Genomic DNA, 21,190 nt, shown 5'->3' on the forward strand with positions numbered 1-21,190 from the left:
AAATAATAAATATGATATAATTAAATAGTTAAAATATTATGAGTTTAATTATGAATATAGAAGTAAAGTCAAAAAATAAGTATATTTAATGTAATAATTTAAAGAGGATAATAAGATGAAAGAAAAATTAATTAAGATAAGTGATATTGCAAAGGAATTAGGATTGAATTTAAAAGTTGTAACATCAACTAGCTTCTTTGAAAATTATAATAGTTTTTTTAATATATTTACTGAAACAGAAGAATACTGCAGAAGAATTCTAGTTCTTACAAAATTTAAAGAGCTTGAAGAGGTAAATGAGAAAGATCCAAGTAGTTCAATTACAGAACCAATATTAATTGAGGGAAACATTTGGATAATGGAATTTCCTTTAACAACAAATCCAGATAAGATTAATTTAGAAGAAATTGAAGTTTCAGAGGAGTTTTATAATAAAATAAGAAATATAGAACTTGAATAAAGCTAAAGTAAAATAAATAGAGGAGCTAGGCAAGATAATTGCTTGGCTCTTTTTTGTAGTTGTAATTTATGATGAAAATTATAGGGAAATAAATATTGCTTAAACATATTTATGAAGGAGAACCTATTAGAACTATTAAGAAATTTATATTAAGAGTATAAGTTTGGAGTAAGATATAAACCTGTAATTAAAATGATTAATTTATAAAAAATAAGAGCAAAATTAAAATAAATGTTGTTAAAATATGTAAGTAAATATATAATGTAATTACATATTTACATTTTATGTAAATAAAAAAACTTGCGTATGCAAGTTTGTGTTCCACACAGTGGAGGTCCGAAGACGATTTGAATAAATTTTTATTTGAACTCGTAGTGTAATCTCATATGGTGTTAAACAATTGAGATACTTTTATAATAATAGTTAATTTATGGAAAGTCAATAGTTTTTTGCAAAAGGGAGTGTTTTTATGGGAAAGGGTATAAAGGATGATTATTTTTTAGGTTTAGATATTGGTACTGAATCTGTTGGTTATGCAGTTACAAATGATGAATATAAAGTGCTAAAGTTTAATGGTAAATCTATGTGGGGTAGTAGATTATTTGATGAAGCTAGTACAGCAGAGGATAGAAGAGTATTTAGAGGCAATAGTAGAAGAGTTAAACGTAGAAGATGGAGGTTAGAATTACTCCAGGAGTTATTTGCTGAGGAAATTTCTAAAGTTGATATGGGGTTTTACCAAAGATTGAATGAAAGTGCTTTATTTAAAGAAGACAAGAGCTTTGATGAAAAGTATTCTTTATTTAATGATAATGGATATACAGATGATCAATTTTATAAAGAGTTTAAAACCATATATCATTTAAGAAAAGCATTATTAGAAGGGGATAGAGAGTTTGATGTAAGATTGGTTTATTTAGCAATACATCATATTCTAAAAAATAGAGGACATTTTCTTTTTACAGGTTCAATAGAAAATACAATGTCATTTGATACAGCATTTGAAAACTTTAAGGAATGTTTAAATGAAGAGTTAAATATAGAGCTATTATGTAATTATAAAAAAGAATTAGAGCAAGTTATAAAAAATAAAAGTTTAACTAAAAAAGATAAAAATAATAAAATAGCAACTTTATTAAATTGCTCTAAATCAGATAAGCAATTAAAAGCAATTATAGGTTTAATTTCTGGTTCTAAAGTAAAGTTAGTTGATGTATTTAATGATGATAAATTAGATGATATTGAAAAGCCTAGTATATCATTTGAAGAAGGTTCATATGATAATCTAAGAATAATTTTAGAGGATGATTTACAAGATAGGTGTAATACATTAGATGTGATAAAAAGCATTTATGATTGGGCTATATTAGTAGATATTTTAAAATGTGATAATAATGAAAAAAACATGTTTTTATCATCAGCTAAGGTGAGGGTTTTTGAGGAACATAAAGAAGACCTTGCATTGTTAAAAAAAGTAATAAAAGCGTATGATAAAGATGTATATGTTAAATTTTTCAAAAAAGGTGAAAAAGATAACTATTCTTCATATATAGGTTTTATGGAGAAAAACAATAAGAAAAAATCACTTAAAAAGTGTTCTAAAGAGGACTTCTATAAAAATGTAAGTAGCATAATTAAGAAAATTAAAGAAGTTAATGGTGAAAATGAAGATATATATATAATAGAGGAAAGATTAGCAAGTAATTCATTTATGCCACTTCAAGTTACAAAAAGTAATGGTGTAATTCCATACCAGGTAAACTATATGGAACTAAAAAAAATACTTGAACATGCAAATAAATATTTAACATTTCTATCAGATAAAGATAATGACGGTATATCAGTTTCAGATAAAATATTAAGTTTATTAGAATTTAAAATTCCTTACTATGTAGGACCAATAAATACTTATCATGGTAGAAATGCTTGGATGGTTAGAAAAGAAGAGGGGAAAATAACACCTTGGAATTTTGATAAAAAAGTTGATATAGATGAATCAGCTAATTTATTTATAAGAAGAATGACCAATAAGTGTACTTATTTAGTTGGTAAGGATGTATTGCCTAAATGTTCATTAATTTATAGTGAATACGAGGTATGGAATGAAATAAATAATATTAAAGTTAAAGGCGAATATTTACCAATTGATTTAAAGTACGATTTATTTGAAAAGATATTTAAGACTAATAAAAGAGTCACTGCAAAAATGGTATCTGACTTTTTGAAATCAGAGGGATATAGGTTTGAAAAAGAGGAATTAACAGGATTTGATAAAGATTTTAAGAGCTCATTAAAATCTTATATTGAAATGGAAAATGTTTTTGAAAGAGCAATAAATACAATTGAAGATAGAGCAATGGTTGAGAATTTAATCCTTTATATAAGTTTATACAGAGCAGATATTCCAATGCTTAAAAGAGTTATTAGGAAGAACTATGATAAAACAAAAATTGATGATAATAAGTTAAAGAAGCTTGTTAAATTAAAATACGATGGTTGGGGAGCTTTTTCAAGGGAATTTTTAATGGAAGTAGAAGGTATTGATACTCAAACAGGTGAGTGTTTTACAATTCTTCAAGCCTTAAGAAAAACAAATGAAAACTTAATGCAACTTTTAAGTCAAAGATATACTTTTATGAGTGAAATAGATAAAATAAACAACAATATAAATATAGAAATAAAAGAAATTTCTTATGATTCAATAGTTAATGATTTATATATTTCGCCTAAGATAAAAAGAGCAGTTTGGCAAGTAATACAAATTGCAGAAGAAATCAAAAAAATAATGGGAAAAGAGCCTAAAAAAATATTTGTTGAAGTTGCAAGAGAGCATCAAGAGTCAAATAGAACACAATCAAGAAAAACTCAATTAATAGAACTATATTCTAAATGTAAAGATGAAGAACGAGACTGGAAAACTGAACTAGAAATAAAAACAGATAGTGATTTTAGAAGCATTAAACTTTATTTATATTACACTCAAATGGGGCGCTGTATGTATTCAGGGGATTCCATAGCACTTTCAGAGCTATCAGATACAACAATATATGATAGAGATCATATATATCCTCAATCCTTAACAAAGGATGATAGTTTAGATAATTTAGTCTTGGTTAAAAAAACTATAAATGCAACTAAAAATAATGATGTAATATCAATTGAGATTCAAAATAAAATGAAGAAATTCTGGAAAGAACTTAGAAGAAAAGGCTTCATTTCAGAAGAAAAATACAACAGGTTAATGAGAAAAACTCCTTTAACTGATGAAGAGTTAGCTAGATTCATAAATAGGCAACTAGTAGAAACAAGACAATCAACTAAGGTTGTAGCAAACTTGTTTAAAAGTTTATATAAAGACTCAGAAGTAGTTTATGTAAAAGCAAAATCTGTATCTGATTTTAGACATAAAACCTTAGATGCTGTAAAGGTAAGAAGTTTAAATGATTTACATCATGCGAAAGATGCATATTTAAATATAGTTGTTGGAAATGTATATCATGAAAAGTTTACTAGCAATCCTCTAATATGGTTAAAAAATAATAGGCACAAAAAAAATTATAGTTTAAATCAAATGTTTAATTTTGATTTAGTTAAAGATGATAAAGTTATTTGGAAAAAAGGAAATGAAGGAACTATAGAGATTATTAAAAAGCAATTTAGAAAAAATGATATTCAATATACAAGATATGCTACTACGAATAAAGGACAATTATTTAATTTACAAATAGTAGGTGCAGATCAAAATGCAACAGTTCCGATAAAGAAAGGTATGGATGTAAATAAGTATGGTGGGTATAAGAGCTTAACACCAGCATATTTTTCATTAGTAGAATCTATTGGTAAAAAGGGTGAAAAGATTAGATCAATAGAAGCAGTTCATTTGCATAAGGTAAAAGAACTAGAGTGCAATAGAAATAAACATGAAGAGTATTTAGCAGAAGTATATAATTTGAAAAATCCAAAGATATTAATACCTAAAATAAAAAAGGATTCACTTATTGTAGTGAATAAATTTCTAATGAATTTAAGAGGTAGTACTGGGACACAATTAATTCTACAATGTGCAGTACAATTATGCATTCCATATAATGAGCAGATATACTTAAAAAGAATTGAAAAATATATTAATAGAAATACTGAAAGAGTAGATAAAAAGGTATTACTTAAAATATCTGATGCAGAAGGAATTACTTGTGAAGAAAATCTAAAAATATATGATTTATTCTTAGAAAAACAAAAGGAAACAATTTATAAATATAGACCTGGTAGCCAAGTTAAAAAGCTAGAAGATGGAAGAAAGGTATTTATGAAATTATCATTAGAAGAACAATGTATTACATTAAATGAAATATTAAATTTAATGAGATGTAAACCTATTACTGCAAATTTAAAATTAATAGGTGGTGCAACTATAGCAGGTAAGATGCAAATTAATAAAACTATTACAAATAATGAATCAGTTAAATTAATTAATCAATCTATAACTGGTTTATTCAAGCAGGAAGTAGACCTGCTTAAGATTTGAGTTGGAGAGTTGTAGTAATTTCTAATAGTGCTAAGTTGGATTATAAAATGGATTATATTATAGTTAGACAAAATGAAATTACTAAAATTCATTTAAGTGAAGTTTCGTTACTACTTATAGAATCAACATCAGTATCACTTACATCCTACTTACTATGCGAACTGACTAAAAGAAAAATAAAAGTAATATTTTGTGATGAGAAGAGGAATCCATCTTCCGAACTAATTGGATATTATGGAAGCCACGATACAAGTTTAAAGGTAAAAAAGCAGATGGAGTGGTCTAGTCAATTAAAAGCATTTGTATGGACAGAGATTGTAACAGAAAAGATTAGAAATCAAAAGATTTTTATGGAGGACTTAAACAAGAGTGAAGCAAATCTTTTAGAAGAATATATAGTTGATATTCATATAGGGGATATAACTAATAGAGAAGGTCATGCTGCAAAGGTATATTTTAATGCTGTATTTGGAATGGATTTTTCAAGAACATTAGAACATCCAATAAATTCAGCTTTAAATTATGGATACAGTATTTTACTATCAGCTTTTAATAGAGAAATCACAGCTAATGGTTATATAACACAAATTGGTTTATTTCATGATAACATGTTTAATCAATTTAATTTAGGTTCTGATTTAATGGAGCCATTTAGAATATTAGTAGATAGATGTGTATATAAAATGAATCCACAGAAGTTCGAACACGAAGAAAAGATTAGCCTTGTAAATTTATTAAATGAAGAAGTATTTATTGATGGAAAGAAGAATTATATCAATAATGCAATAAAAATTTATTGTAGAAGTGTATTTGAAGCAATAAATGAAAATGATGTTTCACTTATAAGGTTTTATAGGAATGAGTTATAGATATATGAGAATAATTGTAATGTTTGATTTACCTGTAACTCTTTCAGAAGATTTAAGAGAATATACAAGGTTCAGAAAATACTTAGTTAAAAGTGGATTTTTAATGATGCAAGAGTCTATATATTGTAAACTTGCATTAAATACAACAGTTTCAGAAGCGATTATAAAAAATATTAAAAAGAATAAGCCTAAAAAAGGTTTAGTTCAAATATTAACATTAACAGAAAAGCAGTTTTCTAAAATGGAGCTTATAGTTGGTGATTATTCATCAGATGTATTAGATACTGATGAAAGGATAGTGATATTATGAAATTAGTTCACCCAGATTTTTTCTTTCAAATTGAACTTTCAGAAAGTAAGGTAATAAATATAATAATTGAATCTCCAGATATATTTGAAAGTATGATAAATGAGTTACACAATCAGATTATTGGTAATGAAGGGCAATGGGTATTATCTAAGAACAATACCCCAATTGAAATTAAAAGATATAGTGAAATTATATTAAATCCTTTTAATATTGACATAAATAATAAGAGAATATTAGGAAAGCTATATGATGATATAAAAAATAATACAACTAAAACAGATTTATATATAAGGTGGACAGAATTATATCCTAAAGTTAGTGAAGTAGTAGACTATCTTATAGAAGATTTTGATTATAATTTAGAATATGATGATGAAATAGAAATAAAAGAGTTTTTAAAACTTATGAATTTGAAATTCAATATAGAATCTACAAATTCATTAGAGAAAATAATTGATTATATGAATCTGCATAGTAGTATTTTGGGAACTAAAGTGTTTATATTAGTTAATGTACATTCATTTTATACTCAAGAAAAATTAAAATACTTGTATGAACAGGCATTTTATAAAAAATATCATTTGTTACTTTTGGAATGTAAAGTTCCAGATACATTGGAAGTTCTAGAAGAAAGATATATAATAGATAAAGATGGGTGTGTAATTAAAAGTTAAATTTATAATTATATCCATATGAAATTACCCATATAGTAGTGGTATGTTTATTCGAAGAGAATCTTATTTGGGGTTTGAGAGTAGTGTAATTTCATATGGTGTTAAAACGAAAAAAAGGGCATATGCCCTTTTTTATTTGTTTGAGAGTAGTGTAATTTCATATGGTGTTAAAACTAGGTGCTAACATTTCAGCAGTAACCATAAGTTTGAGAGTAGTGTAATTTCATATGGTGTTAAAACAAGAATATAGCGAAATAAACTGGTATTAGGGTTTGAGAGTAGTGTAATTTCATATGGTGTTAAAACGTTCACTTATTCAATTAAATGAAAGCATGTGTTTGAGAGTAGTGTAATTTCATATGGTGTTAAAACTGAGGAATTTAATTTTATAGCAAACGATGAGTTTGAGAGTAGTGTAATTTCATATGGTGTTAAAACAATAGATAAGCTTTTATGTTCTCTAGGCAAGTTTGAGAGTAGTGTAATTTCATATGGTGTTAAAACATCTTTTATTTTTTCAATATCTTCTATGCTGTTTGAGAGTAGTGTAATTTCATATGGTGTTAAAACAATAGATGATAACAAAACAGTAATTGGAGTGTTTGAGAGTAGTGTAATTTCATATGGTGTTAAAACTAAACAATTACTTGATATAAGGGTTAATAAGTTTGAGAGTAGTGTAATTTCATATGGTGTTAAAACATTATCTAGATAGAACTGTAAATATTTTAAGTTTGAGAGTAGTGTAATTTCATATGGTGTTAAAACATAAAGTACACTAGTAAGCTATTAAAAGCCGTTTGAGAGTAGTGTAATTTCATATGGTGTTAAAACGCTTTGTTATCATATATTAACAACTCCTATGTTTGAGAGTAGTGTAATTTCATATGGTGTTAAAACAATTCGTCTTATCATAAGCTCTTTATTAATGTTTGAGAGTAGTGTAATTTCATATGGTGTTAAAACTTTTGAAAATGAGTTATTATATTCCTTAAGGTTTGAGAGTAGTGTAATTTCATATGGTGTTAAAACTATTTATTTATCCATATCTTTAATTCAGTTGTTTGAGAGTAGTGTAATTTCATATGGTGTTAAAACAGATATTAAGCTTACAGATAGTCAGTTCTTGTTTGAGAGTAGTGTAATTTCATATGGTGTTAAAACAATTCACCTATCATATAAACATACAACATAATTTTCAGCATATTACTTTGGGATACTTGATTTTCTCTTATTTATAGTTAATAAAACTTTTTTTGATTTAAAGTATAATTTTTGTGTAAGATTTTTTAGTTACATAAAAAATATTTTACCTTAAATCCTAGACTTTCAAAGTCTGGGATTTATTTTTTTTGTTAAAAAGGAGCTTAATTTTAAAATATATTTTAGAAATAAATTAATGTTAAGTCTTTTATAGTAATTAGTTTATAATAATGATTATTAATTATAATAATTATATGATATAATTATTATATACAAATAAAATATGACAGCTTAATTACTACTTATAGATAAAAGATTAATATAATTTTTATATTCAAAGGGAGGGTTTTTATGAAAAAATACACAAAACAATACATAAATGGAGAGTGGAGAAGTGGTAGCAGTTCATCTACTTTAGAGAATAGAAATCCATATACTAATGAAGTGCTATATACTTATAAGTCAGCTAATGAACAAGATGTTAATGATGCTTATGAAGCGGCTTACGAAGCATCAAAACTTTGGAGATCTACATCTCCTTCTGAGAGAATAAAATACTTAGAAGCTTTAGTAAAAGTTTTTGAAGAAGAAAAAGATACTGTTTATGATGTAATAAGGGATGAAGGTGGAAGTTCCTTAGCAAAATGTGATTTTGAATTCTTTACTAGTATTTCAATAATCAAGTTAGCTATGAGTTATCCTGAAAGAATGAAAGGTACTATGCTTCCTTCTAATATACCTGGCAAAGAGAATCATATTATTAAAGAACCAAAAGGGGTTATTGGTGTGATAGCACCTTGGAATGTTCCTTTAGTTTTAGCAATGCGTTCTGTAATTCCTGCTATTGCACTTGGTAATACTGTAGTTTTAAAGCCAGCTTCAGATACACCAGCATCTAGCTTAATGATTGCAGATTTCTTTGATAAAGCTGGATTCCCTAAAGGTGTCATTAATGTAGTTGTAGGAAAAGGTTCAGAAATTGGGGATAGTATTGTATCTAACCCAATACCAAGCTTAATTTCATTCACTGGTTCTACTGAAGTTGGTAGACATGTTGGAGAAGTTGCTGGATACCATTTAAAAGATGTGTCATTAGAATTAGGTGGTAATAATGCAATGGTTGTACTTAAAGATGTTGATATTGATAAAGCTGTAAATGCAGCTGTCTTTGGTGCATTATTCCACCAAGGACAAGTTTGTATGGCTCTTAATAGAATTCTAGTTCCAGATGAAATACATGATGATTTCGTAGATGCATTAGTTAAAAAAGTGAAGAGCTTAAAGGTTGGTAATCCATCTGATCCAGAAGTGTTTATCGGACCAATTATAAATTCTTCTCAAATTGAAAAAATTGAAAACTATGTAGAAGAAACTATTAAGCAAGGTGCCAAGGTTGCATTAGAAGGAAAGACAGAAGGCTCAGTAGTTCATCCATGGATTTTAACAGATGTTACAAATAATATGCCTACTGCTTGCAACGAAGTATTTGGTCCAGTTATATCTGTTATAAGAACTAAAAGTGAAGAAGAGGCTATTGATATTGCTAATGATACTATCTATGGATTAAGTGGTTCAGTATTTACAAAGGATCTTTACCACGGAATGGAAGTAGCAAAACAAATTAAGTCAGGTATGGTTCATGTTAATGACCAATCCATTAATGACGAGCCACACGTTATGTTTGGTGGTGAAAAGGCTTCTGGACTTGGACGTTTTAATGGTGAATGGGTAATTAATAAATTTACTACTGATAGATGGATTAGTGTCCAAGTTAAGGAACGTAAATTTTTCTAGATAAATAGAGGGAGCTGGGCAAGATAATTGCTTGGCTCTTTTTTCTTTTACTCTTAAATCTAAGGAAGCAATATTTAGGGACTTTCAGTCTAAAGATTACCTTATAAGAGAAGACTTTCGAAAAAGGTTTACTCTATAGGGTGTTTTTTATATAATTATTATAAGATAACAATAACTAATTAGGATTTAAAATTAGTATTTAAAATATATATAAAATAAAGGAAGGTGATAGAAAATGAAAATTATTGTTTTTGGAGCTAATGGTGGAACAGGACAAAAAGTAATTGAACAAGCTTTAGGTAAGGGAATGGAAGTAACAGCTTTTGTAAGGAATCCAGAAACTATAAAGATACAATCAGAGAACTTACATGTAGTAGTTGGACAAGCAACTAAATACCAGGATGTAAAAAATGCTATGGCTCTTCATGATGCAGTTATTAATTGTATAGGAGGACCAGGAAATAAACCATCAACAACTATTACTGATATTACAAAGAATATAGTAGATGCCATGAATGAAACAGGAGTTAAGAGAATAGCACAAGTTTCTTCAGCTGGTGTACATGGTGAGCTAAAAGGAATAATAGGAAAAATTATAAGTTTAATGCTAAAAAATCCATTAAAGGATCATGCAGGAGCTTATGAGGTATTAAAAGAAGGAACTGTTCATTATACTTTAGCAAGACCAATGTCTTTAACAGATGGTAAATTTACAGGATTATATAGAGAAGCAGAAGATGAAGTGCCTGTTAAAGGTAAAAGTATTTCTCGTGCCGATGTAGCTGATTTTCTATTAAAGGTAATAGAAGAAGACAAGTATATTGGTAAAAGCATAGGATTAGCTTATTAATTATAAATAAATTATAATTATAAATTTAATTAAGACTATGGTGTTATGGGATTTTAACTAAAAAAATAGAAAAGAGATGAATAAGGATTTGTTGTGAGGAGTAAGAGAATTTAATGAGATATCTTATAATAATATTAATGGGTTATTTAATTGGAAGTTCTAGTATGTCTTATTATTTAGGTAAGATAAATAATATTAATGTATCTAAGAATGGAACTGGAAATTTAGGGGCATCTAATACCCTTCTTTTAATGGGATGGAAAGCTGGGATTATAGTAGCTGTACATGATACTTTAAAAGCATATATAGTTGTTTTATTAGCACAAAAGTTCTTTGTTAACTTACCTTATGTAGGAGAAGTAGCAGGAATAGCATGTGTTATCGGTCATATTTTCCCATTCTATTTAAAGTTTAGAGGGGGCAAAGGCTTTGCTTCTTATATGGGGATGACTCTTGCATTAGATTGGAAATTTGCTGTTGGATTAATTATTTTATGTGCACTTTTAACTATAATTACTGATTATGTTGTAACTGCAACTTTTACAAGTATAGTTGTTATACCAATTTATATGGGATTTTCTAATAAGAGTTTTATAGCTTTTGGTATTTTGCTTATAGGAACAATTGTCATGATATTTAAACATCGTGATAATATTGCAAGACTTAGAAATGGTACAGAGGTTGGATTAAGAAGTGCTAATAGAGGCGATAATAGATTGAAATAAAAATAATTAATAAATAAAAATAGAATATTTTAATGTAATAAAGAGTAGCTAAGCAAGGTAATTGCTTAGCTCTTTTTTAGTTAATAAATATAAGTTTTAGTAAAAATAAATAAAATTATAAATAGAAAAAAGGTTCCTATTTTATCAATAAAATAAAAAATTTATTTAGATAAATAGCTATTGTAATATATAAAATTAAGTATTATCATTAATTGTGGTATTAGACAACTATTGCAAATGACAACAATAAAAGGAAAAATGAATGGGATGGAGGGTGAGAATGGATAACTTATCAGTTATATTAAGGTATTGCCGAAACTTTACCGAAAAAAGATTAAAAGAATTTGACCTAACTTTTGGGGAACAAATGACACTTTTATTTCTATCAAAGAATGATAATGTAAACCAAGACACTATTTCAAAAAAGTTTATGATTGATAAAGGTATGGTAGCTAAGACTTTAAATAAACTTGAAGAAAAAGCCTTTATAATGAGAGAACAAAATCCTTATAACAAAAGAGAAAACATTATTTCCCTTACAGAAAAAGGTGCATCTATTATAGATAATATAAGAACTGTATTTGATGAATGGAATAAAATTTTATTTGAAGGAATCAGTGAAGAAGAAAAGGATTATTTTAGAAAGATTATAGGTAAAATGGCAAAAAATATTACTAATTATATGGAATAAATAAGAGAGGAGCATAGTTTATGAAGGTAAAAGACAAAAAAATGAATTTTGGATTAATTATGGTTGTATATCTATTAGGTATATTTATGGGGGCTATTGATACGGGAATCGTAACCCCTGCAAGAACTATAATACAAAATGACTTAATGGTAAATGACAATACTGGAATTTGGATGATTACAATTTATACCCTTGCATATGCAGCAAGTATTCCTATTATGGGAAAATTAGCTGATAAGTTTGGAAGAAAGTATATATATTTAATAAGCATATCTTTATTTGGTATTGGATCTTTATTCTGTGGATTATCACAAAATCTAGGTAGCTTTTCTATATTACTAATTTCAAGAGTTGTTCAAGCTATTGGTGGAGGTGGAATTGTTCCAGTTGCCACTGCTGAGTTTGGGACAACTTTCCCTAAAGAAAAAAGAGGATTTGCTCTTGGAATGGTAGGAGGTGTCTACGGAATTGCTAATATTTTTGGAGCATCTGCAGGTAGTGCAATTATTGACATCTTTGGTCAACACAACTGGCAATTTATATTTTATATTAATGTCCCAATAACAATATTTATAATAGTAGCAGGTATTATAACTCTTCCTAACACAAAAATAGCAGACGTTAAAAGGATTGATTATTTTGGAATTACAACATTAACTTTAATGGTACTTTCAATTTTATATGGACTTAAAAATATTGATTACTTTAACTTTCAAGATACATTTTTAAGTACTTCTGTATATCCTTACTTAATTGTATTTATAGTATTACTTCCAATATTTATAGCAATAGAAAAGAAAGCAGAAGACCCTGTAATAAATATTTCTTACTTTAAAAACGTTAAGATTATAATTACATTTTTTATAGCTTTCATTACTGGAATTATTATTATGGGTATGATTTTTGTTCCTCAATTTGCAGAAAACTCATTAAAGATAACTACAGGCAGTGGAGGATATTTCGTTATTATTTTAGGAGTATTTGCAGGAATAGGCGCTCCATTCTCAGGTAAATTAATTGATAAATATGGAGCTAAAGTAGTGTTAGGTACTGGTTTTATTGCTTCTATATTAGGCTCTTTATATATTGTATTTTATGCTGCAGCAAACCCAAGTTTATTTTCTGTAGTATTATGTTTAATATTATTAGGAACAGGAATTGGATTTACTATGGGAACTCCAATAAACTATATGATGTTAGATAATACTAGAGTTGAAGAGGCAAATTCAGCACTAGCAGCTGTTTCATTAATTCGTTCTATTGGAACTGCCGTTGCCCCTGCAATAATGATAGGATTTATTTCTCATGCTGGAATGTCAGTACAAGATAATATAATGACTCTTATTCCAAATGAAGTACATGTTCCTAAGCTTCCATATGCAGAGGAACTTACAACACAATTAGATGAATTAAAAGAAAATCCTTCTATGGCAGAAAAGCTTAAGGGAATAGACATACCAGATTTAGCTTCAATGGAAACAATAAAATTTGATATGAATAGTAAGAGTGATAACTTCCAATTACCAGAAGAAATTATTGAAATGTTACAATCTTCTGATGTTACAACAATTACTGATAATACAGAGAAGATGGCAGAGTATATGTTCTCACAAATGACACCTTCAGTAATTGCTAAGATAAATGGTGGTATTGATTCTGGAATTACTGGGATTAATGATTCTGTAACACAATTAACAGAAGCAATAAATAAAATGCCACCTATCCCAACTATGAAGGCAACAATAGATAAGATGAATGCTGGAAAAGTGCAAATGGAAGATACTTTAGAAAAGATGAAAGCATTAAAAGAAGCAGTTCCAGGTGCTTTTGAAACTGGAAAAACAAATTATTTAACTGAAATTGAAAATAATAGATCAGCAATTGAAACTGAATTCCAAGATACATTAAATAATGGTTTTAAACAAGTATATTCAACAGTTGCTATTGCTTCAATATTAGCTTTAATTGTTTTAATGCTATATAAGGAAAATAATAAAAAATTAATTTAGTTAAATTACAGAGGATATATTAAATAGCTATAAAAAATAAAGTTTGCTAAAATCTTTTTGAGATATTAGCAAACTTTTAATAATATTATATGAAATTGTGAAATTCTTTATTATTAGTCTTGTAATAATTACTTTATATAGTTAATAATAATTTTATAGGGCTTTTGGAGTATGAAACTAAAATAGATGAAAATTAATATGAATAAAGGTATAAAAAGTTTGTTATATCATGTAAATTTCATTGAAATTCATTAAATACTTAATTAAGGAGGTGGTATTTTGAATAATCTTATGGGCATTATTATATCCATTTTATTTGTGTTTTTAATAATTGGAGCCTCATCATCATTAACTAAATTCAATTTATTATCTAATGAGGGTAGTAGAAAATTTATTCATATAGGAGTATCCAATTGGTGGATTATTGCTATGATTTTCTTTGATAATAATATATACGCTGCTATTGTACCAGCTCTTTTTGTAATTATAAATTATATATCATATAAGAAACAAGTTTTTAAGGCTATGGAGAGAGATGGATCTAAAAATGATTTAGGAACTGTATATTTTGCAGTATCTTTATTAATATTAGCTCTTATAACCTTTAGAAATATTGAATATTCATATATAGGTGCATTAGGAATATTAATAATGGGATATGGAGATGGACTTGCTGCTGTAATAGGAGTAAAATATGGTAAGCATACATTTGAAGTGTTAGGGAATAAGAGAAGTCTTGAAGGAAGCTTGGCAATGTTTATATTTTCCTTTGTAGTTTCTGTAATTATACTTTACATTTTTAGTGGAACAAATGTATTTTTATATAGTCTAATAATAGCTATAGTAAGTACAGGGCTAGAGGCATTATCTCCTTATGGCTTAGATAATCTAACAGTGCCATTAGGTACTTCATTATTCTATTACTTACTTATATTACTATAAGATTAGGAGGAACTTATATGATGGATTTTTTAGTAGGGCTAATATTATCCTTTATAATAGCTTTTTTAGCATATAAAAAAGCATCATTAAGCAGGAGTGGATGTTTAGCAGCCATAGCACTAGGAACTGGAATATACTTTTTTGGGGGATTAGGCTTTTCAATTATAATGATTATGTTTTTTGTATCTTCAAGTATTTTAACAAAATTTAAAAAATATAATAAAAAGGATTTTGAAAAGTTAAATGAGAAAAGTGGAAATCGTGATTATGTGCAGGTTTTTGCCAATGGAGGAGTAGGGCTTATATTTGCATTTTTATATTATCTTAATTCTAACCCTATATTTTTATTATCTTATGCAGTATCCTTTGCTGAAGCTACAGCAGATACTTGGGCTTCAGAAATAGGTGTATTAAGCAAGAAAAAAACTATAAACATATTAAATCTAAAGCCAATAAAACAAGGAATGTCTGGAGGTATAAGTATATTAGGTACAGCCTCTGCCTTTTTAGGAGCTTTATTTATATCTTCAATATATTTTATAGTTTCAGTAAATACATATAAAGATATAAGACAAAGTTTTATATATTCTATAATTTGTCTTTTTGTAGGCTTTGTAGGCTCAATAATTGATAGTATATTGGGAGCCTCAGTACAAGCACAATACTATTGTGAGTCATCAAATATTATTACAGAAAAAAGAGAATATAAGAATAAACCAAATAAGCTTATTAAAGGTCTTTTTTTTGTAAATAATGATGTAGTAAATCTAACTAGTAATTTACTTTCAACATTAGTGGTTCTTATTATAGTTTGAAAATAATTAAAAGTTAAAAACTATTTAATAATGTAGGTGTTGTAGCACAATAAATTTAAAGTTTGCTACAGCACCTTATTTCTTTTAATCAATAAAATTATTAAAAGGCAAATAAGAATAATAATCCTACTAATGTATAAATAAAGGCAAAATATAAAAAATAATAATGTTTGGATTAAAGATTTATAAGAAGGTAGGCGATTATTATAAATACTCAATATGTGCAAGGAGATTGCATTTTCACTAAAGTTAATAAAGTACCTAAGCAGTATAGTTACTTAACAGAAGATATAAATACAGATGTAATAATAATAGGTGGAGGAGTTACAGGAGCTATTGTAGGATATTATTTTAGTAAGAATAATATTAATTCAGTTATTTTAGAAAAGTCAAGAATAGGTCATGGAAGTACTAGTATAACAACTTCTCTACTTCAATATGAACTTGATAGTAATGCTATGTATCTTAAGCCATATACAACTATAGAGAATATTATTCAATCATATAAATTAGGATTAAAGGCATTGGATGAAATTCAGGAGTTTATAGAAGAACATGGGAATACCTGTGATTTTAAAAGAGTAGATAGCTTTTTATATACTTCAAAGAAATTAGAAATAAAGGAAATGGAAGAGGAATATAAGATTAGAAAAGAAGGCGGGTTAGATGTTGAATTTATTGATGAGAATAATAATCCTTTTTCTTTAGATGTAAAGGCTGGTATTCTTAGTAAATGTGGAGGAGCACAGTTTGATCCATATAGATATACTCATGCTTTAATTGATGAAGGTACTAAAAAGGGATTAAAAGTATATGAAAATACTGAAGTAGTAAAGCTTGAATATAATGAAGAGGGAGTTATAGCAGAAACAGTTTATGGTCATAAAGTTAAAGGCAAAATTATTATTGTAGCTACTGGCTATAATACAAAACTTTTTACTAATAGAAATTTTGGAGTTAAGACTACAGCCTTTAATATTGCAACTAAGCCAATAAGCAATATAGAAGAAATTTATAAAAATACTGTTATTAGAGATAATGAAAATCCATACAATTACTTTAGAACAACAGGAGATAACAGATTAATAATTGGCGGAGAAGATATTAATTTTCTACCAGATATATTTAATGAAGAATTATGTAATAAGAGTTATGAAAAATTAGAACAAAGACTAAAAAATTTATTTCCTAGTTTAAATATAGAAATAGAATATAAATATTGTGGTGCTTTTGCATCAACTCAAGATAACTTAGGTTTTCTAGGAAAAGATCCTAATAACAAAAAGCTATGGTATTGCTTAGGATATGGGGCAAATGGAATTCTATTTTCTATTTTAGGTGGAATGATGTTAAGCAAACTATATTTAGGCGAAGGAAATGAAAACCTAGAGCTATTTAAAGTAGATAGATTTGATTCTTAAATAAAAAATACTACATAAAATAATTCTAAATTAGACAAAATAGAAGAGTTTGAAGGAATTAGGACATTAGAAGAAGTTTACTATAGAATAGGTACAATTGATGAGTTAAGCATAGTAATGTTTAGCTCTTTTTTATTTAGTCTATATTAGTAATTGCTATTTAATATATGAAATAGTAATTAAATAATATATTTAATTGTAAAGATATGTATAATTAAAATACACATTAATTGTAAATTATAAGGAGCGAATTATATGGCAAAGATGATTCCATTAGAATTAAAAGATGGAGAGTATGAAAGAAATAATTATAGTAAATTAAATATATATTATATTGACTGGATAAAATGTATTTGATACAATTAATAAAATAAGTTTGATAATCAAAGTTTTTTCTTAATTCTGATAAAATCAAATAGTCTATATAAGGAGATTTTAATATGGAAGGTAAATCAAAAAGCCTGTCATCTAAAGAAGAAAAAGAAATACTTGAAATCTTAAAAGAGCGTTTTAATAAAAATATAAATTTACATAAAGATATTCAATGGGATAAAGTACAAGAAAAATTACAAAATAACACTGAAAAGTTATGGTCTCTAAACGAAATGGAAATAACCGGTGGAGAACCGGATGTTGTAGGGTATGATAAGGATACTTATGAGTATATATTTTATGATTGTTCAGCAGAAAGTCCTAAAGGTCGTAGAAGCCTTTGTTATGATGGTGAAGCATTAGAGAAAAGAAAACAAAATAAACCACAAGGCACTGCAATTGATATGGCAACAGATATGGGAATTGAAATTTTAACAGAAGAAGAGTATAGAGAATTACAGAAGCTTGGAACTTTCGATATTAAAACATCAAGTTGGGTAAAAACACCCAATAATATTAGAAGCAAGGGTGGCGCAATTTTTTGTGATTGTCGTTATGATACAGTCTTTACTTATCATAATGGAGCAGATTCCTATTATTCTTCAAGAGGATTCCGTGGATCATTAAGAGTTTAAACTTTGACTTCAGTGGTATCTTTAACAGCAACTGTGTGCTTTTTACCAGCTTCATCTTTAAAATTCATACTTGCAGTTCTTGCTTTCTAGGGCATCATAATCACAGTCACGGCCTTTAAAGTTATGGAATCTAAGACTTTTATTGTTTTTATAATTATTTTTAGGATCATATGAATTACTGCTAATAGTCTTTGAAGTAGTAGGGATATTTTGATTTAAATAAATTTCAAACACATAGATCCAGCTTTTAAATTTAAATAATTTATAATACTACTTACTTTTTCTTTTATATTATTATATATATTGTTTAATTTAGTAGATGAATTATTTAATAGATGGGTATTTGTTGAACATTTCTCTGAACAACCTCTATTCATATTTACATATAGAGGTTCTTCATTTTTATGTTGCATGTCTTCAAAATCAGCAAAATTATCATATTCTTCTTCAGTATTTTGTACAGCCACTTCATTATTAGTAACAACTCTATTAAAGGAATCATTAATAATAGTGTTCTTATTAGCACTATTATCTTGAATGATATTTATATTATTTTCTTCATTTGTATTATTGTTTCTGTAATCATCATTATTATCATTAATATATAATAACTCCTTATACTTTTCCCCTAAGGCATAATAAGAAAAGGTGCCACCTTCCTTTTTAGTATAATGAGCTAAAATTCCTAAATCTCTTAGCTTAAGCATTCTCATCATAATAGATCTTTTTCTTAAACTTAAGAATGGAAGCTCATCTTCAATATTCTTATAGCTTATCCAATAATATTTAACTCCCTCTATAACTTCATAATTCATCTTTCCACTTTCCATAAAATCATCAAAATACCTAAGGATAGCTAAATCCTTCACATCTAAATCAAACTTCATAATTTTTTTAACTGAATATCCTAAAAATGAATACTTCATATTTATTACCTCCCAAAATATTTCTTAATTACCCTGTCATAAAATAAGTACCCAGTTTTAACTTAAATTGAGAAAAATTTAAAAATAATTAATAGTTATGTTTAGATGAATATATATTTTTATTAATAGATGGTATAATAATTACTATAAAGTGGCATAGGTATAAGAGGTTGAACTCTGAGGAGCTAAAAAGATTTATAATTATAAAATTTATTTAAAATTAGGAGTGATTAAATGAGTGGTATATTAGATAAGTATGATGAATCCATTAGACTCACTTATAATTACACATATCGAATGCTTACGCATCTAAAAAATATAAGAGAAAACTATAGAAAGTTAGAAAATGCAGATGAGATAACTTTAGAAGTATATAGAGATTCCATAATAAAAAAGTATGAAACCTTAGAAGATTTAACATGGAAGCTATTATCCAAAATATTTAAAGCTGATGGAATAGATATAAATAGCCCTAGAGGATGTTATAAACATGCATTTAAAGAAGGATTAATAGAAGACATTATTGTTTGGAATGATATATTACTTGCAAGGAATTCAACAGCTCATATATATAATGAAGAGGATTATGAAGAAATAAAAAATAATATAATTGAAAGATATATAGATGCTATAGAAGAACTTTTAAATAAAATATCAGTGGAGAAATTATAATATGTATGGAATAGAAGAGAAGATATATAAAAACTTAATTTCATATTTTAACAATAATAAATATATACAAAAAGTAGTTTTATTTGGATCAAGAGCAAAGGGAGACTATAGATATAATTCAGATATAGATTTAGGTATCTTATGTGATAAAAAATACAAGGGAACTATAGCAGAAGAATTAGATGAGATTGTAGGAATATATTCTGTAGATTTAGTTTTTTTAGATAGTATGAATGATGAAATAAAACAACAAATAGAGAAATATGGTATGGAAATTTATAATAACAGTATAATATAATAAAAATATATTTATGGTGTACTGACACCTGAAAAATCTGAAAGATTTACGTGACTTAATTGCACGTCGTTGGTAGGCAACAGAAAAACCTAAAGCTTTGTATGATTTAACTCATATCGTTGGCAGACAACAGAAAAATCAGTTTATTTGGAGTATATGTGCTAAGTACAGATGCTCCATTTTTTATGTGGGGGAATCTATGACACAATTAGATAAAAAACATGTTTTAAAAACAATTATTAATTTAGCTAAACTTTACAAAAATAATTTAGTTAATCCAGATACATTTATTAGAGAACTAACAGGAAAAGAATTAAGCACCGAATTAAGCCAATATAAAAAGAGATTTAATCATAGTAGTAATGAAAGCTATAAAAGAGAAATTAAGGAGCTTATGCGTAATAGTATAAGTGAAAATAATTAAGTAATTTGAACTCTTCTCATAAGATACATGGAGAAGAGTTCTTTGATATGTAAATAATAATAAATAAGTTAAAAGAAATAGTAAAAAGATATAAACAATAGTAAAATTAGAATAGATACTAATTAGGAGGATAAATAGACATGATAACAGGGGAATTAAAAAGTAAGGTAGATAAAATTTGGGAAACCTTTTGGACTGGGGGAATAACTAATCCATTAGAAGTTATAGAGCAATTTACATATCTTTTATTTATTAAAGGATTAGATGAAATAGAAACAACAAAGGAAGCAGAAGCTTCAATATTAGGAATAGATTTTAAGAGAACTTTTCCAGAAGATAAACAACATTTAAGATGGAGTAAGTTTTCAAATGAAGGTAATCCAGAGAAGATGTATTTAATTGTTCAAAATGAAGTATTTCCTTTTATTAAGAATCTTCATGGAAATAATGAATCAGCTTATGCTAAGTATATGGGAGATGCTATATTTAAAATCCCAACTCCGCTTATGTTAAGTAAAATAGTAGATGGAATTAATAATATTAAGTTTGATAAGGATAAAGATACAAAGGGAGAT

20 protein-coding genes and 1 CRISPR repeat array are annotated in these 21,190 nt (G+C 26.9%); of the genes, 18 read left to right on the forward strand and 2 right to left on the reverse strand.

Going from position 1 to position 21,190, the window contains the following annotated elements:
• The first annotated feature begins 115 nt into the window (after positions 1-115).
• The 14 genes from HUJ77_RS04010 to HUJ77_RS04075 all read left to right on the forward strand — a co-directional run bounded on the left by HUJ77_RS04010 (position 116) and on the right by HUJ77_RS04075 (position 18,295).
• Entirely contained in the window at positions 116-460 is a 345-nt protein-coding gene (locus HUJ77_RS04010) for a hypothetical protein (protein ID WP_291707287.1), read from the forward strand.
• 469 nt (positions 461-929) lie between these two features.
• Complete coding sequence (cas9, locus tag HUJ77_RS04015) at positions 930-4,985, forward strand: type II CRISPR RNA-guided endonuclease Cas9 (protein WP_291707288.1); 4,056 nt, start codon at positions 930-932, stop codon at positions 4,983-4,985.
• Complete coding sequence (cas1, locus tag HUJ77_RS04020) at positions 4,982-5,854, forward strand: type II CRISPR-associated endonuclease Cas1 (protein ID WP_291707289.1); 873 nt, start codon at positions 4,982-4,984, stop codon at positions 5,852-5,854. Before cas9 ends, cas1 begins: the two co-directional genes overlap by 4 nt.
• 4 nt (positions 5,855-5,858) lie before the next feature.
• Complete coding sequence (gene cas2, locus HUJ77_RS04025; RefSeq protein WP_291707290.1) at positions 5,859-6,164, forward strand: CRISPR-associated endonuclease Cas2; 306 nt, start codon at positions 5,859-5,861, stop codon at positions 6,162-6,164.
• Positions 6,161-6,838 (forward strand): type II-A CRISPR-associated protein Csn2, encoded by a 678-nt coding sequence (csn2, locus tag HUJ77_RS04030; RefSeq protein WP_291707291.1) that lies wholly within the window; start codon positions 6,161-6,163, stop codon positions 6,836-6,838. Before cas2 ends, csn2 begins: the two co-directional genes overlap by 4 nt.
• Before the next feature lie 72 nt (positions 6,839-6,910).
• Positions 6,911-8,002: direct repeats of the CRISPR family, unit length 36 nt; unit sequence GTTTGAGAGTAGTGTAATTTCATATGGTGTTAAAAC.
• A 390-nt stretch (positions 8,003-8,392) separates the two neighbouring features.
• The gene (locus tag HUJ77_RS04035) at positions 8,393-9,835 is read left to right on the forward strand and encodes an aldehyde dehydrogenase family protein (protein WP_291707292.1); all 1,443 of its coding nucleotides are present in this window, start codon (positions 8,393-8,395) and stop codon (positions 9,833-9,835) included.
• A gap of 235 nt (positions 9,836-10,070) precedes the next feature.
• Complete coding sequence (locus HUJ77_RS04040; protein ID WP_291707293.1) at positions 10,071-10,685, forward strand: SDR family oxidoreductase; 615 nt, start codon at positions 10,071-10,073, stop codon at positions 10,683-10,685.
• Between the two features lie 113 nt (positions 10,686-10,798).
• Entirely contained in the window at positions 10,799-11,410 is a 612-nt protein-coding gene (locus tag HUJ77_RS04045) for a glycerol-3-phosphate acyltransferase (protein ID WP_291707294.1), read from the forward strand.
• 280 nt (positions 11,411-11,690) lie between these two features.
• The gene (locus HUJ77_RS04050; protein ID WP_291707295.1) at positions 11,691-12,101 is read left to right on the forward strand and encodes a MarR family transcriptional regulator; all 411 of its coding nucleotides are present in this window, start codon (positions 11,691-11,693) and stop codon (positions 12,099-12,101) included.
• 20 nt (positions 12,102-12,121) lie between these two features.
• Positions 12,122-14,110, forward strand: a complete 1,989-nt coding sequence (locus HUJ77_RS04055; RefSeq protein ID WP_291707296.1) for an MFS transporter — start codon at positions 12,122-12,124, stop codon at positions 14,108-14,110.
• A gap of 279 nt (positions 14,111-14,389) precedes the next feature.
• A complete protein-coding gene (locus HUJ77_RS04060; protein WP_291707297.1) occupies positions 14,390-15,052 on the forward strand; it encodes a hypothetical protein in 663 nt (220 codons plus the stop codon).
• Between the two features lie 17 nt (positions 15,053-15,069).
• Entirely contained in the window at positions 15,070-15,867 is a 798-nt protein-coding gene (locus HUJ77_RS04065; RefSeq protein ID WP_291707298.1) for a DUF92 domain-containing protein, read from the forward strand.
• Positions 15,868-16,073: 206 nt separating this feature from the next.
• Positions 16,074-17,288, forward strand: a complete 1,215-nt coding sequence (locus HUJ77_RS04070) for an FAD-dependent oxidoreductase (protein WP_291707388.1) — start codon at positions 16,074-16,076, stop codon at positions 17,286-17,288.
• 440 nt (positions 17,289-17,728) lie between these two features.
• Positions 17,729-18,295 carry a DUF4256 domain-containing protein gene (locus HUJ77_RS04075; RefSeq protein WP_291707299.1) on the forward strand — a complete coding sequence of 189 codons (567 nt, stop codon included), beginning with the start codon at positions 17,729-17,731 and terminating at the stop codon, positions 18,293-18,295.
• Between the two features lie 57 nt (positions 18,296-18,352).
• Here the strand turns inward: HUJ77_RS04075 and HUJ77_RS04080 are convergent, their stop codons facing one another.
• The gene (locus tag HUJ77_RS04080; protein WP_291707300.1) at positions 18,353-18,529 is read right to left on the reverse strand and encodes a hypothetical protein; all 177 of its coding nucleotides are present in this window, start codon (positions 18,527-18,529) and stop codon (positions 18,353-18,355) included.
• Positions 18,511-19,221 (reverse strand): hypothetical protein, encoded by a 711-nt coding sequence (locus tag HUJ77_RS04085; RefSeq protein WP_291707301.1) that lies wholly within the window; start codon positions 19,219-19,221, stop codon positions 18,511-18,513. Before HUJ77_RS04085 ends, HUJ77_RS04080 begins: the two co-directional genes overlap by 19 nt.
• Positions 19,222-19,455: 234 nt before the next feature.
• Here HUJ77_RS04085 and HUJ77_RS04090 point away from each other — a divergent pair, with 234 nt between their 5' ends.
• From HUJ77_RS04090 to HUJ77_RS04105, 4 genes are all read left to right on the forward strand, one after another.
• Positions 19,456-19,893 (forward strand): HI0074 family nucleotidyltransferase substrate-binding subunit, encoded by a 438-nt coding sequence (locus HUJ77_RS04090; RefSeq protein WP_291707302.1) that lies wholly within the window; start codon positions 19,456-19,458, stop codon positions 19,891-19,893.
• A 1-nt stretch (position 19,894) separates the two neighbouring features.
• Positions 19,895-20,191, forward strand: a complete 297-nt coding sequence (locus HUJ77_RS04095) for a nucleotidyltransferase domain-containing protein (RefSeq protein WP_291707303.1) — start codon at positions 19,895-19,897, stop codon at positions 20,189-20,191.
• A gap of 199 nt (positions 20,192-20,390) precedes the next feature.
• Complete coding sequence (locus HUJ77_RS04100) at positions 20,391-20,615, forward strand: hypothetical protein (RefSeq protein WP_291707304.1); 225 nt, start codon at positions 20,391-20,393, stop codon at positions 20,613-20,615.
• Positions 20,616-20,755: 140 nt separating this feature from the next.
• A partial coding sequence (locus HUJ77_RS04105; RefSeq protein ID WP_291707305.1) for a type I restriction-modification system subunit M N-terminal domain-containing protein occupies positions 20,756-21,190 on the forward strand: 435 nt, incomplete at its 3' end.

The organism is Clostridium sp. (assembly GCF_021443865.1).
Taxonomy (GTDB): domain Bacteria; phylum Bacillota; class Clostridia; order Clostridiales; family Clostridiaceae; genus Clostridium.